The sequence below is a fragment of the Algoriphagus halophilus genome (assembly GCF_900129785.1).
Taxonomy (GTDB): Bacteria; Bacteroidota; Bacteroidia; order Cytophagales; family Cyclobacteriaceae; genus Algoriphagus; species Algoriphagus halophilus.
Map to the genome: position 1 here is coordinate 407,691 of NZ_FSRC01000003.1, position 14,780 is coordinate 422,470.

The following is a 14,780-nucleotide window of genomic DNA, read 5'->3' on the forward strand; positions in this document are numbered from 1 at the left end:
TTGAATTAACATGCTGGGTTTGAGGTTGCTCAAATCCAGCTTTCATAAAACATCAAAAAAACTATTTTAGATAGATTGGGTATAAACAAAAAAGCCAACCTTTTTGAGGTTGGCTTTTTTTATGTTTTGGGATTCTTATTTGTAGCTTACTTTTTTGATTGCGTCTACCGTTCTTTGAACGTTTGGAATAGTCACATCAATATAAGTAGGAGAGTAACTCAAAGGAATATCCATAGAGTTTACTCTAACTATTGGTGCATCTAAATAATCAAATGCATATCTCTGAAAATGATAGGTTAATTCAGATGAAATAGCCGCCAATGGATTTGCTTCCTCTACAATTACTGCTCTATTTGTTTTCTTAAGGGATTCAACGCAAGTAGCATAATCGATAGGTCGTACAGTTCTTAGGTCAATTACCTCACAGTCGATACCTTCTTTTGCCATTTCTTCTGCTGCTTGAAGCGCTACTTTCATCATTTTACCAAAAGAAATAACAGTCACATCATTTCCTTTTCTTTTGATGTCAGCTATTCCAATAGGAAGTAAATATTCCCCATCAGGCACTTCGCCTTTATCACTGTACATGACTTCAGACTCCATGAAAATTACTGGATCTGGGTCACGTATTGCCGCTTTTAATAAACCTTTGGCATCGTATGGATTAGAAGGAACAATTACCTTCAAGCCAGGAGTATTTGCAAACCAGTTTTCAAAGTTGGAAGAGTGCGTAGCTCCCAGTTGACCTGCGTTTCCAGTAGGACCTCTAAATACGATAGGCACACTATAGGCCCCGCCTGTCATTGCTAGCATTTTTGCAGCTGAATTGATGATTTGATCAATGGCAACCAAAGAAAAGTTGAATGTCATGAACTCGATGATAGGTTTTAGGCCATTCATGGCTGCACCTACCCCTAATCCTGCAAAACCAAGTTCTGCAATCGGAGTGTCATAAATTCTTTCAGGGCCGAACTCATCTAGCATCCCCTGTGACACTTTATATGCACCGTTATATTCAGCAACTTCTTCGCCCATTAAAAAAACGCTCTTATCACGTCTCATTTCTTCAGACATGGCCTCTCTCAGGGCTTCACGAAACTGTAATTCTCTCATTAGTGTAAGACAAAATTTGGTTCGTAAAAATAGAAAGGAATTGGGCAATTGCAAAAATACACCGCGTGATTAATATTCTTATTTAACCCAAATAGACAGTTTTGGTGTTTACAAATTCCAAAATGCCATATCTGCCTAGCTCTCGACCAAATCCGGATTTTTTGATGCCGCCAAAAGGGAGGTGAGGATTAGAAGCAACCATGGAGTTGATAAATACAGCTCCACTTTCAATTTTACTCGCCAGTAACTCTCCCTTCTTGAGGTCTTTAGTCCAAATTGAGCTGCCTAGTCCAAATTCAGAATCATTTGCCAACTTGATGGCTTCTTCCTCATTTTTTACAGAAAACAGGGTGGCTACTGGCCCAAAAAGCTCTTCCGAATAGGCTGGAGAATTTGAAGAAATGTCCGTTAAAACGGTGGGAGTGAATAATGCTTTCCCATCCTCAGGTTTTACTCCCCCTACTAGCACTTTTGCTCCTTTTTCTACACTCGTTTTCACTTGATCATACAACTCTGACGCTAAATCAGCTCTAGCCATACATGCATAATCTGATTTTTCATCCAAAGGATCACCTTGATTCAATTCTTTTAATTTTCCAGAGAAAAGTTCTACAAATTTGGAATAGACGTCTTGTTCTATAATAAACCGTTTGGCAGCAATACAACTTTGTCCATTGTTGATCATTCTGGCCTTGACGGCAGTTTCAGCTGCTAAATCAATGTCTGCGTCTTTTAAAACGATAAAAGGGTCGCTTCCCCCAAGCTCCAAAACGGCTTTTTTGATGTTTTTCGCCGCTTCAGATGCTACACTGGCACCTGCTTTTTCGCTTCCAGTAAGTGTGACGGCTTTGATGATTGGATTGGAAATTACTTGAGTTGTGGCTTTTGAGTCAATCAATAAACTTTGAAAAACACCTTTTGGGAATCCTGCTCGTTCGAAAACCTCCTCAATTGCCAAAGAACATTGCGGGACATTCGATGCATGTTTTAAGAGTCCGGTATTTCCAGCCATCAAAGTGGGTGCAGCAAAACGAAAAACCTGCCAAAAAGGGAAATTCCAAGGCATTACTGCTAATACAGCGCCTATGGGTTCATGGCTAAGTTTTGCCTTCTTTCCATCTGGTAATTCGATGGGTTCATCTTGAAGGAATTCAGATGCGTTTTTGGAATAATACTCACAGACCCAAGCGCATTTTTCCACTTCTGCTACGGATTCTTTGATTACTTTGCCCATTTCTAAAGAAATGATGTTGGCATATTTCTGTTTTTCCTTTAGTAGCTGTTTTCCCGCATTTGACATGAGTTCAGCGCGTTCAGAAAAAGATGTGTTTTTCCAATTATTGTAGGTTTGATCTGACAATTCTAACTTTTCCCGAATTCCAGGTTCATTTAAAGAGGGATAGCTTTTTAACAATTCTCCAGTGTATGGATTAACCGATTTGATTTCACTCATTTTTTTGTTGGTTTGCCTTCTTTCATCCAGTTGTCGATTCCACCTTCCAATAGATAGACATGCTTAAAACCAGATTCCTTCATGTATGTTGCGGCCTTTGCTTGCCGGATACCGGATTTACAATAGACCACATAGGATTTATTTTTGTCTAGATTTTCTATTTGTTTTTGAAAATCATCTCCCAAAAAGTTGGTAAGCATGGCTCCATTTATGTGACCTTCAGCATATTCTTCTGGTGTTCTGACATCTAAAATAACCGGTTGCGAATTTTGGGATAACAGCTCCTCAAATTCCTTGACAGAAATGTCCTTGATCGGTTCGTCTTTGGATTCAGTTGAACAGGCAACAAGGATCGACATTAAGAGGAAAGCAAGGAAAGTTTTTAGATAAGATTTCATGGGTGAATTGTTTGAAGTGAACTTTTTGAGGGCCAAATTGAAAGGAATTTAAGTCCTTTATTTATAAATGTCCACTAAGATTGCACTCATTTCTGATTCACACAGCTTTATTGATCACAAAACCCTTACCTATTTACAAGAAGTAGATGAGATTTGGCATGCGGGGGATATTGGAGACCCTAAAGTAATGGAGTCCCTTCCTAAAGGAAAGCTTATTAGGGCCGTTTTTGGGAATATAGATGATATGGGAATTCAACAAACTTATCCAGAATGGGAATGCTGGGAGACTGAGGGAGTGACTGTTTTGATGACTCACATTGGGGGGAAACCTCCACGATATGCGAAAGGAGTGAAGTCAAAAATCAAGGAATTCAGCCCCCAACTTTTTATTTGTGGACATTCTCATATTTGCAAGGTGGAGTTTGATCCTGCTTTAAACTGTCTGTATATGAACCCTGGAGCAATCGGTCAACAAGGATTTCATCATATGCGTACAATGCTGCTATTTGAATTGGAGCAAGGGAAAGTGAAAGATCTAAAAGTGGTGGAATTAGGAAAAAGAGGGAAATAAAAAAGGCGATCGTTAGATCGCCTTTATACCTTACGGTGAAGGTCAATTATTTTTCAAAAGACTTTTTTAATTCTTCAACGTCCACGTTTTTGATTACTGGCTTAGCGCTCAGTTGCTTGATTTTAATTACGCGAGTATTTTGAGACAATCTTTTTCTTTTCAACTTTCTCTTTAATGTAGTAACTGCCATGGTCGTATATTTTTATATGTTTTTATTCCGAAACGAAGCGCAAAATTAAGAAAACAAATCTTTTTAGCCTAGTATATTCTTGAAATAAATTCTAATTGATTTCAATTAAGGGGGCTGTTTCCCATTTTTTAAATAAATTTGAAGTCTAAATCACCAGATTAAGCATGCAAAAACCTAGTCTTCCAAAAGGAACAAGAGATTTTGGGCCAATACAAATGGCTCGAAGAAATTTTATTCTAAATACGATTAAAGACACTTTTCAGCTATTTGGATACCAACAGATTGAGACTCCTGCCATGGAGAACCTGAGTACCCTGACAGGGAAATATGGGGATGAAGGAGATCAGTTGCTTTTCAAGATTTTAAATAGCGGTGATTTTCTTAAAAAAGTCAATTCAGAGGACATTGCTTCAGGAGCAGCTGCCACTTTACCAAAAGTGGCAGAAAAGGGACTTCGATATGATTTAACAGTTCCCTTTGCGCGATTTGTGGTGATGAACAGAAATGAATTGACTTTTCCATTTAAAAGATTTCAGATTCAGCCGGTTTGGAGAGCTGACCGACCACAAAAGGGGAGATATAGGGAGTTTTACCAATGTGATGCAGATGTGGTAGGTACGGATAGCTTAGTTTGTGAGGCGGAGATTATTCTAATGATTCGTAATGTCTTTGCTAAGCTTGGACTTTCCAATTATGATATAAAAGTCAATAATCGGAAAATATTGACTGGGATTTCTGAAGCCATCGGGGAGGCAGGCAAAGAAGGGTCTCTATGTGTAGCGATAGATAAACTAGATAAGATAGGTTGGCAAAAAGTCAAAGAGGAACTAGGTGAACGAGGATTTGCTTCCCACTCTGTAGATAAATTGGAGCCTCTAGTCCAGTTGAAAACGGATCTGAAAGGGAAAATTGCCTTTTTAAAGGATTTCTTAGCGACTAGTGAAGTGGGGTTGAAAGGCGTTTCTGAATTAGAGGAAATGCTTGATATTCTTGATCAGATGGGGGCGAATTTAGAGCATGTGGATTTTGATATTATGCTAGCAAGAGGTTTGTCCTATTATACAGGAGCTATTTTTGAAGTAAAAGTGAATGGAGTTTCAATAGGCTCCGTAAGTGGCGGTGGTCGATACGATAATTTGACAGGAGTATTTGGCCTTTCCGGTGTATCTGGAGTGGGATTCTCCTTTGGTGTGGATAGACTTTATGATGTGTTGGAAGAGTTGGATTTGTTTCCAGAGGAAAGCTTAAAAGGAACCACTCTGTTGTTGACCCACTTTGACCAAAAAGGATTCCGTTATGCCTTGAACGTATTGAATCAATTCCGAAATGCAGGAATCAAAGCTGAAATTTATCCTGATGTAGTGAAAGCGAAAAAGCAATTTGATTTTGCCAATAAAAAAGGTATCCCTTTTGTTGGGATTTGTGGAGACAATGAGATTATGACTGAGACCCTTGCTTTGAAGAACTTGGAGACGGGGAATCAGGAAAATTTAAAAGTAGAAGAAGTGATTTCTTTACTTAAAGGGAATTAATCTACTTCCAAAATAGAAGAGACCGGAATCGTTAAACCACCTTTTAAAGAAATGTAATCATTTCCAACAGCCCAAACGGTGGTGTGAGTTTGATAAATGTTTCCGTCAGCTGCTTCAAACGTAAGGTATACTTTTGTTTGAAGGAGGTTTCCTAGCGTCTGAGATCTGAATAGTTTGGAAAGTCTCAACTTCTGTAAATCAGGATCAGGAAGAACTTCTTTTTTGCTGAAAAAGAGGTGTGCAATGTGCTCTTTTTCAATGGATTCTATTGGTTTCATGTAGGTTAAGATTAGATAGTATAAATACTAAAAAACCTATATAAAAGTTACATGTTTTTTAAAAAGGAAGAAACTTTAATTTACAAATGGTTATTATCGTTTTAAAATTGATTTAAATCGTTGATATCCGTCAAAAGCACAGATGCCAAAATTGAAATTGAAATAAAATTTAAAGTAGAGATAAAGAAAAAATATGTTTGATATCATGGGGATGATGGGCAAGATCAAGGAAGCCCAATCGAAAATTAAAGATGCACAGGCAAAATTAGTTCACCTTACAGCAGAAGGTGAATCCGGAGCTGGATTGGTAAAGGTTACGGTAAATGGAAATCGGAAAGTTCTGAAAATCGACATTGATGAATCTTTACTGACACCAAACGATAAAGAAATGCTGAGCGATCTAGTGGTTGCAGCAACCAATATCGCTATGGATGCCATTGAGGTAAAGATTAAAGCCGCTATGAAATCTGCGACAGATGGTGTTATCCCCAATATTCCGGGAATGGACCTTGGCGGGATGTTTGGGTAAAAGTCCAGCAAGTAGAAATTCACATCGTTCTAAGGGTCCATCCTTGCGTGATTCCATTTGACATGGAGAAAATTATAATTAACTCATCATGAAATCCTGTGCAGTAGTCATTCTCAATTACAATGGGGAGGAAATGCTTCAAAAATTTCTTCCTTCTGTAATAGAATATAGCCAATCGGATGTTTGGGTAATTGATAATTCGAGTACTGACCAATCTACTACACTTCTATCAAGAGAATTTCCCCAAGTTAATTTAATCCCATTGAAAGCAAATTTTGGGTATGCAGGGGGGTATAATTGGGGTTTAGAAGAACTAAAGGGGAAATACAAATACTACATACTGCTCAATTCAGATGTGGAGGTGACGCCAGAATGGGATTTGGACCTGGTAGCATCAGCTGACTTAAAATCTGGATATGCAGCCATACAACCTAAAATTCTTTCTTTTCAAAACCCGGATTATTTTGATTATGCCGGTGCAGGAGGAGGATTCATTGATGCTCTAGCTTATCCCTATTGTCGAGGGAGAATTTGGGAACATATTGAAAAGGATGAAGGACAATACGATGATTTTATTGATGTAGATTGGGCATCTGGCGCTTGCATGCTTGTTAATGCCAAGATATTTCATCAAATGAACGGTTTTGATGCGCATTTCTTTGCACACATGGAAGAAATTGATCTTTGTTGGAGAATGAGGAATAAAGGTTGGAAAATCGGATATGATGGAAAAACCAAAGTATATCATGTAGGAGGTGCCACTTTGGCAAGAACTAATCCCAAAAAATTATTTCTTAATATCAGAAATAGTCTTTCTATGATTTTTAAGAATGAAGGGTGGTTGAATTTTGGCTTGATTTTTCTGACAAAATTTTGCCTAGAGATGATGGCTGCTATTTCATTTTTCCTAAAGGGTGAAAAGGCAAATGCACAAGCGATTTGGAAAGGGTATAAAGAGTTTCTAATTCATAGAAACATTTCTGAGGATCAAATTGTGAAAGAAAATAAAGGGAAATCAGTTCCTGGAAAAGGGCCCGTTAAATTCTTAATATTGAATACGGGGATATTGAAGAAAAAGACTTTCCAGTCTCTTTAGTCAAACAAGATTGGATTATTACTTTTTCTGAAGTATTTCCGAATTTTCATCATCATTGCCATACTGACATAAATGATTACTGGTGATCCCATCGTGATGAAGGAGGTATAAATAAAAAATAAACGAATGCTGTCGATAGGGAAGTTTAACTTCTCACCTAATCTGGAACATACTCCAAAAGCCCTTTCTTCAAAGAATAATTTTATCTTTTCCATGGTCTTGTAGTGGTTTAGTAATTTAAATTTATAAAAAATGTTGATCCAAACTATAAAGCAAAATGTTTAATCGATTGTTTTTGAAAACAATAACTTTATTTATCATAACTTTTTTACTTACAGCCTGTGGTTCAAGAATAGTGCCTGAAAGTAATTTTTTGGAGAATTCTGAAATTACCCCTTCTAAATTAGTCTATCAAAGAGATTCTGTACACTTCAACATAAAAGGTGAAATCCCAATCATTTCAGCTTTAAGTCCTAAGAATCCCCGAGTTGAAATTGAGTTAAGGGGATCCAATCAACGAGTTAATTTGGGTGAGCTTGAGCTCCAAAAGGAATTGGGGAAATATACCTATGGAAATAATTTTACCATTCAATACCAACCTTGGATGGAAGGGGCAGTGTTGGAAGCTTTATTTTATCAAGGGAAAGATCAAAGTAGTCCCAATGAAAAGAAGATTTTGGCAAAAGGAGTGATTACAACTCCATTATTGGTAAAAGTAGGAGAAGTAAGGCCGGATGAACCGATTCCCCAGGTGGGATTATATATCCCTACGGGAAGTATGGACAAAGACTTATCCCGGTACTCAGATTTTTCTTTTTATTTTCCCGCAGGATCTTCCAAAGTAGTTGAGACGAATCAAAACCATGCGACTTTAGATAGTCTCAAGAATTTCATTTTACTATATCCCTCAATTTCAGGTATAAAGATTACAGGTATTCAATCTCCTGAAAATAGCGAAGGCAAAAACAGTAAATTGGGGATGGATCGTGCAGAGGCAACGCTGGATTATTTAAAAAAATCTAATATTCGGATTTTGGATAGCCTACTGGATATTAGTTCAAGGTGGAATGACTGGTTTGATTTTAGGCTATTGCTGCGGGATTATGAAAAATTATCTACTCAGCGTAAAGATCAGTTTTATTCGGTTCTTTTGAATGGGCAAGATTATCAAACTCAAGCAAATGATTTGAGAAAAATTAATGGGTTTAGAGAAGTTTCTAGAGACCTTTTTCCAAAGCTTCGAGCGGCAAAAGTAGAAATCCAGGCCAAACCACTTGCTGGGCTTGATCAACAGCAAGCTGCGCAGCTAAGAGCTGCATTGGAAAGCTCTGGGTTTAATTCAGGTTTAAGTCCTGCTGACTGGGCCATTGCAGGAGAGTCTTCTCCAAGGTTGGAAGATAAGGAGGAGATTTATAGTAAGATGACAGAATTGTTTCGCTCTGCTTTACCATATAATAATTTGGCAGTGGTAAAAATGAGGCAAGCACAGCGTACCTTGGATCCAAAGAAAAAGAGTTTATTATGGGAAGAAGCTAACCGTCTCCTTGATCAAGCTCTCCGGATTGAAAATAATCCTTACGTTCTACATAATCAGGGCCAGATTTTGGTCCTTCAAGGTAGGGTAGAAGAAGCGTATAAAAAGTTATCGGATGCGTCAGTGCTCACCAAAAACGAAGACTTTATTAGATTGAATGAAAGTCTTAGGGGATCCATAGATATTATCCGAGGGGATTATAAGTTGGCTACTTTGCGTTTTCAATATCAATATTCCACTCCACAGGATTTTTTTAATAAAGGTTTGGCTTTTTTCATGAGTGGTGATTATGCAAATGCAAGTATTTCTTTTGAGGAGTCGGTCACAGCAGGACGGTCATTTGGATATGGCTATTATGGGCTTGCTTTGTTAGCAGCGGTCAGTGGGCAGGATGAGGTAGCTTTAATCCATTTAAAGCAAGCTATTGACAAAAGTGAGGTGCTTTATCAAAAAGCTTTAATTGACCCTGAATTCGAAGAATTAAGACAAACTCAGGCCTTTTTTGAAATATTTAAGTAGGCTTTTTAAAATTAATTGAAATTACATTTTCCTAATGGAAGATAGGATTTTTTGAAAATTCTCTAAATTATCGATCTGAAAAAATAGTTATGTTTAAATTTTTTGATACTTTATTAATTATATCATCATTTTAGTTTCATTTTTTTTCGAAAAATAATATCTCTACCAAATTTTATTTTTCGCTTTTGGATTTGAAATTTGTTTTAGAATCTTTAACATTGACGATCAAGTAAAATAATAAAACCCAAAATGATTGCCAATGAAGTATCTTTCCTACAACTAGTACCTCACCCAGCATCTACCGATGCGCTCAAACCTATAGGGTAAAACCCCTTTGCAGGTATTCTACCACGGTATAGCAACTATTAAAAACTTCTGATTTAGATCAGCACCAGTTGCTGTTAATTTGCGAGCTTTCGCAATCGATTGCATTAACAATTGAAAACAAGCATTTACAATTAATCTTGTTACCCAATCTATCTATGTTTATGAAAAATGTTTACAAAAGTCTAAGCGCCTTATTTTTGCTCTTAGTTCTTTCCAGTGCGGCAACATTTGCACAAAAAACCGTGACTGGAACAGTGTTGGACGAGTATGATGTAGGACTTCCAGGAGTTTCAGTTCTTGTGAAGGGAACCACTACAGGTACTGCCACTGATATTGACGGGAAATTCTCCCTCAATGTCCCTAATGATCAAGCTGTATTGGTCTTTTCTTTTATTGGTTACGGCTCAGTAGAGCAGTTAGTAGGCAATAGAAGTATAATTGATGTCAAATTAAATCCAGATGAAACTACACTTTCTGAACTTGTAGTAACTGGTTATACAATTGACAGCAGAAGAGAAACCACTGGTGCGATTGCCACAGTGGATCCTAAAGATTTGACAATAATTCCAACAGGTAACGTAGAACAGACTCTTCAGGGTCGTGTTTCTGGTGTTACAGTAATTACAAACGGTCAGCCAGGTACTTCTTCCATTATTCGTGTTAGAGGTTTTGGAGCATTTGGTGGTAATGAGCCACTTTATGTAGTGGATGGAGTTCCTGTAGGTTCTACCGACTTCTTGAATCCAGATGACATTGCTTCAACTACTGTATTGAAAGATGCTGCTGCTGCTTCCATTTATGGTGCGCGTGCTGCAAACGGTGTAATTATTTATACTACTAAAAGAGGAAGAAGAGGAAATCAGAAAATCCGAGTTGATTACAACGGTATGTTCGGTGTTACTACACCAGGCAAAGGATTGGATATGATGAATCCTCAAGATTTCGCAGAATACACTTGGTTGGCTGAAACGAACCAAGCAATCATTGATGGAAGAGATCCAGCTTATGGACATCCTCAATTTGGTTCTGGAACTTCCCCAGTTTTGCCATATTATATTAATGTAGGAGGAGCTTCAGGTGTTCCTGGACCTTTTACAGCGGCACAATTAGAAGAAGAAAGAGCCAAGTATAACATTGATCCTACCAAAGGTCCAGTTTATCAAGTGGTGAGAGCTGCTACAGGTGAAGGTACTGATTGGTATGATGCTTTGACTAGAAATGCTCCATTGAACAGACATTCCATTGGTTTGAATGGTGGTTCTGAGACTTCAAGATTCTACATCGGTTTCGGTTACCAAGATCAAGCTGGTATCATGATCGGTAATAGTTTCAAGAGATATTCCTTAAGAGCTAACTCTGAATTTGATGTGACCAAAAGATTCAGAATTGGTGAGAACTTCCAGGCTACTTATCGTCAGGTGTTAGGCCAGCAAGGTGGAACAGGCGGTAGAGGTGTTTCTGATGATGAAAATGATATTCTTCAGGCCTTCAGAATGCCTTCCATTATCCCAGTTTATGATGAATTTGGTGGATATGGTGGTACTGCAGCAAGAGGTTTTAATAACCCAAGAAACCCTGTAGCTAACAGAGATGGTCAAAAAGACAATAGAAACTTCAATGCCAATATCTTCGGTAACGTTTATGCAGAATACGATATCCTTGATGATTTGACTTTCAGAACATCTATGGGTGGTCAGTATAACAACTATTATTTCTGGGGTTATTCAAGACTACAATATGAAAACTCTGAAAACAACTCTGCTTTTGGATACAATGAAGGTGCAGGTTTCGTATTCGGATGGACTTTCACAAACACGCTATCTTGGAAACATACATTTGGAAAGCATGCATTTGATGTGATTGCTGGTCAAGAAGCGTTAAATACCGGTGCTGGTAGAAATATGAGTGCAAGTGGACAGAATCCATTCTCAAGAGATCCTGACTTCATTAATATTTCAAACCTTCCAGTGTCATCAAGACAGGTTAACTCTGATTTATTTAAAGGAGTAAACTTTAACTCTTACTTCGGTAGAGTGAATTATACCTTCAATGACAAGTATTTAGTAAGTGCGGTTGTTAGACGAGATGGATCTTCAAGATTTGGTTCTAACTCAAGATATGGTGTGTTCCCAGCATTCTCTGCTGCGTGGAGATTATCTTCCGAACCATTCCTTCAGAGTGCTACATGGATTGATGACTTGAAGATTCGTGGTGGTTGGGGTCAAATGGGTAACTCCAATAACGTAGACCCTAATAACCAATACTCTCTATTCGGAGGTACTGTTGGTGCATCTTCTTATGACGTTAATGGTTCCAACAGTTCTGCCTTAATTGGTTTCAGAAGAACTAGAATTGGTAACCCTAATGCACAGTGGGAGACTGCTGTAACTCAAAACATTGGTTTTGATGGTACATTCTTCAATGGTCGTTTAGACGTGATTTTTGATTGGTGGAAAAAGGATACCAAAGACTTGCTCTTTACTGTACCTATCCCATTGACTGCAGGTTCTAATGCCGCTCCTCCAGCTGTAAACATCGGTCAGATGCTGAACAGAGGTTTGGATTTATTTGTGTCTACCAGAGGTAACCTCACAAGTGATTTCACTTATGAGTTGACAGTAACAGGAAGTACGTTGAAAAACGAGATTGTTTCTCTAGCTCCTGGATTGGAAATCATTACTTCTGTAAACCCAGCATATCGTGGAATTACTCCTATCAGAAACCAGGTGGGTGAGCCATTGTCTACTTTCTTTGGTTATGATGTAGAAGGTTTATTCAGAAATGCTGAAGATGTAGCTAACCATGCTGTACAAGATGGTGCTGCACCAGGTAGATTTAAGTTTAGAGATGCTGATGGTGATGGTACAATCACTCCTGCTGACCGTGTAGTTCTTGGAAATCCAGTTCCTGATTTTACAGGTGGTGTGAACTTCACTGTTGGTTACAAAGGACTTGATCTTTCTGCATATTTCTATACTTCTATTGGTAATGAGATTTGGAATCAGTCTAAGTGGTTTACTGATTTCTTCCAGACATTTGAAGGAGCTGCAATTTCTGAGCGTTTGAAAGATGCTTGGACTCCTGAGAATTTGGATGCTGAAATTCCTGTAGTAGAAAAGACTTCAAACTTCTCTACTTCTAACGTAGCTAATTCATTCTACGTAGAAGACGGTTCTTACTTAAGATTACAGAACGTAAGCTTAGGTTATACGCTTCCAGCTTCTTTATTGGAAAGATGGAGAATGGAAAGAGTTAGAGTTTTTGCATCTGCAAACAACTTATTTACTATCTCTGGATATTCAGGATTGGATCCAGCTGTAGGTGGAGATGCGGATTTGAGCTTCGGTATTGACGTTGGTAACTACCCAGTTACACGTGGTTATACTTTTGGTATCAATCTTAGCTTCTAAGAGAACAAAAGAATCAGAATCGAGTTATAGACAATATAATTGATTAAAAAAAATGAAGAATTATAAATTAAAAATCGGAGCACTTTTGTCCTCAGCAGTCATGATGGTGGCAGTTAGCTGTAGCGATGATTTTCTAGATGTGCCGCCGACAGGTTTACTTGCAGAAGCGCAGTTAACATCACTTGGAGGTATTGATGCCTCTTTGATAGCTGCTTATTCTCAAGTCAATGGTCGGGGAAATAGATTAGGTTCTCCATCCAATTGGGTTTGGGGAAGTATTAGAGGTGGTGAAGCTAATAAGGGTACTGACCCTGGTGATTTTACCACAATCAACCCTATCCAGCGTTTCGAAAATAATGCTGCGGGTGGTGATATGGGTTCTAAATGGAACGTTTGTTACGAGGGTATTGCCCGTGCAAATAACGTTTTGAGACTTCTTGAAAGTGCGCAAGAAGATGTGACTGATGCAGATAAAATTAGAATATCTTCTCAGGCTCGTTTCTTAAGAGCACATTTTTACTTTGAGTTGAAAAGGGATTATAACAATACTCCTTATGTTGACGAGACAGTAGATTATGGAAGTGGCTTAGAAGATATCAGTAACAATCAAGATCTATGGCCTTTTATTGAGGCTGATCTTAAGTATGCTGTTGATAATTTGCCTGCAACTCAATCTCAAGTGGGTAGAGTTAACTCTTGGGCTGCTAAAGCTTATTTAGGTAAAGTATACTTGTATCAAAACAAATTCTCTGAAGCAAAATCAATGTTTGATGATGTTATCGCGAATGGTGTTACAAGTAATGGTTTGAAGTATGGTCTAGTAGATTATTATGACGATATGTTCAGAGGTGCAAATGATAACCACCAAGAGTCTGTTTGGGCTTATCAAGCAGCTGCTGGTACTGGTTCTGTATTGAATGCAAACCCTGAGTTTGACTTGAACTTCCCTTACAATACTGGTCCTTCTGGTCCAGGTAACTGTTGTGGATTCTTCCAGCCAAGCTTTACTTTCGTAAATGCATTTAGAACAAGCAATGGTTTGCCTTTGCTAGATAAAACATACAATGATCCTGCTAATCAGGTTAAAAACGATATGGGATTGGTATCAGCTGACCCATTCACTCCAGATGCAGGTCCTCTTGATCCAAGATTGGATCATACAGTAGGTAGAAGAGGTATTCCTTATCTTGATTGGCAAGATCATCCAGGTGCTGCTTGGATCAGAAATCAACCAAACGGTGGACCATATTCTCCTAAGAAGTATGTTTACCAAAAAGCTGAAGAAGGATCTTATCAAGATAATAGTTCTTGGACTCCAGGTTATACTGGTATCAACTTCATGATCATTCGATTTGCTGATGTTCTATTGATGGCTGCTGAAGCTGAGATAGAGACTGGTGGATTAGAGAAAGCTCGTGAATATGTAAATAGAGTAAGAACTAGAGCAATTAATTCTAAGCTTATGAGAGAAAATGGAGATATGGCAGCTAACTATCAGATTAGCACTTATGATTCTCCATGGTCTGATGCTGATCTAGCTAGAAGAGCGGTTAGAATGGAAAGAATGCTTGAACTTGGAATGGAAGGTCATAGATTCTATGATCTTGTAAGATGGAATATTGCGAAAGAAGAACTTGATTTCTACTTCGCTTTGGATGGTAAGCTATTAGCTGCTGCTTTGGGTGGTGCATCCTATTCTGAAAAATTCAAGTATGTTCCAATTCCACAAGATCAAATAGATTTGGTTGGATCTGATATTTTGATACAAAATCCAGGTTTCTAAACCTAGATTTGGAAATAATTAAAAAGAGAAGGTCTTTGGCCTTCTCT

At 38.1% G+C, this 14,780-nt stretch carries 12 protein-coding genes; 7 read left to right on the forward strand and 5 right to left on the reverse strand.

Annotated elements, in window-relative coordinates; translation table 11 throughout:
• Nucleotides 1–135 precede the first annotated feature (135 nt).
• From BUR11_RS18455 to BUR11_RS18465, 3 genes are all read right to left on the reverse strand, one after another.
• Complete coding sequence (locus BUR11_RS18455) at nucleotides 136–1,113, reverse strand: pyruvate dehydrogenase complex E1 component subunit beta (RefSeq protein ID WP_074226489.1); 978 nt, start codon at nucleotides 1,111–1,113, stop codon at nucleotides 136–138.
• A gap of 82 nt (nucleotides 1,114–1,195) precedes the next feature.
• Nucleotides 1,196–2,566: an NAD-dependent succinate-semialdehyde dehydrogenase gene (locus tag BUR11_RS18460; protein WP_200800427.1), complete on the reverse strand. Its 1,371-nt coding sequence runs from the start codon at nucleotides 2,564–2,566 to the stop codon at nucleotides 1,196–1,198.
• Entirely contained in the window at nucleotides 2,563–2,964 is a 402-nt protein-coding gene (locus BUR11_RS18465) for a rhodanese-like domain-containing protein (protein WP_074226490.1), read from the reverse strand. Before BUR11_RS18465 ends, BUR11_RS18460 begins: the two co-directional genes overlap by 4 nt.
• A 67-nt stretch (nucleotides 2,965–3,031) precedes the next feature.
• Here BUR11_RS18465 and BUR11_RS18470 point away from each other — a divergent pair, with 67 nt between their 5' ends.
• The gene (locus BUR11_RS18470; protein ID WP_074226491.1) at nucleotides 3,032–3,535 is read left to right on the forward strand and encodes a metallophosphoesterase family protein; all 504 of its coding nucleotides are present in this window, start codon (nucleotides 3,032–3,034) and stop codon (nucleotides 3,533–3,535) included.
• Between the two features lie 354 nt (nucleotides 3,536–3,889).
• A complete protein-coding gene (hisS, locus tag BUR11_RS18475; protein WP_074226492.1) occupies nucleotides 3,890–5,257 on the forward strand; it encodes a histidine--tRNA ligase in 1,368 nt (455 codons plus the stop codon).
• Here hisS and BUR11_RS18480 read toward each other — a convergent pair.
• Complete coding sequence (locus BUR11_RS18480) at nucleotides 5,254–5,535, reverse strand: hypothetical protein (protein WP_074226493.1); 282 nt, start codon at nucleotides 5,533–5,535, stop codon at nucleotides 5,254–5,256. The two genes, hisS and BUR11_RS18480, sit on opposite strands and share 4 nt — an antisense overlap.
• 193 nt (nucleotides 5,536–5,728) lie before the next feature.
• On the opposite strand from BUR11_RS18480, the gene BUR11_RS18485 reads away from it, so the two are divergent.
• Nucleotides 5,729–6,064 (forward strand): YbaB/EbfC family nucleoid-associated protein, encoded by a 336-nt coding sequence (locus BUR11_RS18485; protein ID WP_074226494.1) that lies wholly within the window; start codon nucleotides 5,729–5,731, stop codon nucleotides 6,062–6,064.
• A gap of 88 nt (nucleotides 6,065–6,152) precedes the next feature.
• The gene (locus tag BUR11_RS18490) at nucleotides 6,153–7,160 is read left to right on the forward strand and encodes a glycosyltransferase family 2 protein (protein WP_074226495.1); all 1,008 of its coding nucleotides are present in this window, start codon (nucleotides 6,153–6,155) and stop codon (nucleotides 7,158–7,160) included.
• Here the strand turns inward: BUR11_RS18490 and BUR11_RS18495 are convergent.
• The gene (locus BUR11_RS18495; RefSeq protein WP_074226496.1) at nucleotides 7,157–7,375 is read right to left on the reverse strand and encodes a PspC domain-containing protein; all 219 of its coding nucleotides are present in this window, start codon (nucleotides 7,373–7,375) and stop codon (nucleotides 7,157–7,159) included. The two genes, BUR11_RS18490 and BUR11_RS18495, sit on opposite strands and share 4 nt — an antisense overlap.
• 80 nt (nucleotides 7,376–7,455) lie before the next feature.
• On the opposite strand from BUR11_RS18495, the gene BUR11_RS18500 reads away from it, so the two are divergent.
• The 3 genes from BUR11_RS18500 (at nucleotide 7,456) to BUR11_RS18510 (ending at nucleotide 14,733) form a co-directional block, all read left to right on the forward strand.
• A complete protein-coding gene (locus BUR11_RS18500) occupies nucleotides 7,456–9,213 on the forward strand; it encodes a TPR end-of-group domain-containing protein (RefSeq protein WP_143186076.1) in 1,758 nt (585 codons plus the stop codon).
• A gap of 482 nt (nucleotides 9,214–9,695) precedes the next feature.
• Nucleotides 9,696–12,950, forward strand: coding sequence for a SusC/RagA family TonB-linked outer membrane protein (locus BUR11_RS18505; protein ID WP_074226498.1), 3,255 nt, complete (start codon nucleotides 9,696–9,698; stop codon nucleotides 12,948–12,950).
• A 52-nt stretch (nucleotides 12,951–13,002) separates the two neighbouring features.
• The gene (locus BUR11_RS18510) at nucleotides 13,003–14,733 is read left to right on the forward strand and encodes a RagB/SusD family nutrient uptake outer membrane protein (RefSeq protein ID WP_074226499.1); all 1,731 of its coding nucleotides are present in this window, start codon (nucleotides 13,003–13,005) and stop codon (nucleotides 14,731–14,733) included.
• The last annotated feature ends 47 nt before the right edge of the window (nucleotides 14,734–14,780 follow it).

What these genes read in the sequence shown, in the direction of transcription:
- BUR11_RS18495 (WP_074226496.1), bottom strand. Translation starts at nt 7,375, where the DNA reads ATGGAAAAGATAAAATTATTCTTTGAAGAAAGGGCTTTTGGAGTATGT.
- BUR11_RS18460 (WP_200800427.1), bottom strand. Translation starts at nt 2,566, where the DNA reads ATGAGTGAAATCAAATCGGTTAATCCATACACTGGAGAATTGTTAAAA.
- BUR11_RS18490 (WP_074226495.1), top strand. Translation starts at nt 6,153, where the DNA reads ATGAAATCCTGTGCAGTAGTCATTCTCAATTACAATGGGGAGGAAATG.
- BUR11_RS18480 (WP_074226493.1), bottom strand. Translation starts at nt 5,535, where the DNA reads ATGAAACCAATAGAATCCATTGAAAAAGAGCACATTGCACACCTCTTT.
- hisS (WP_074226492.1), top strand. Translation starts at nt 3,890, where the DNA reads ATGCAAAAACCTAGTCTTCCAAAAGGAACAAGAGATTTTGGGCCAATA.
- BUR11_RS18510 (WP_074226499.1), top strand. Translation starts at nt 13,003, where the DNA reads ATGAAGAATTATAAATTAAAAATCGGAGCACTTTTGTCCTCAGCAGTC.
- BUR11_RS18465 (WP_074226490.1), bottom strand. Translation starts at nt 2,964, where the DNA reads ATGAAATCTTATCTAAAAACTTTCCTTGCTTTCCTCTTAATGTCGATC.
- BUR11_RS18455 (WP_074226489.1), bottom strand. Translation starts at nt 1,113, where the DNA reads ATGAGAGAATTACAGTTTCGTGAAGCCCTGAGAGAGGCCATGTCTGAA.
- BUR11_RS18470 (WP_074226491.1), top strand. Translation starts at nt 3,032, where the DNA reads ATGTCCACTAAGATTGCACTCATTTCTGATTCACACAGCTTTATTGAT.
- BUR11_RS18485 (WP_074226494.1), top strand. Translation starts at nt 5,729, where the DNA reads ATGTTTGATATCATGGGGATGATGGGCAAGATCAAGGAAGCCCAATCG.
- BUR11_RS18505 (WP_074226498.1), top strand. Translation starts at nt 9,696, where the DNA reads ATGTTTATGAAAAATGTTTACAAAAGTCTAAGCGCCTTATTTTTGCTC.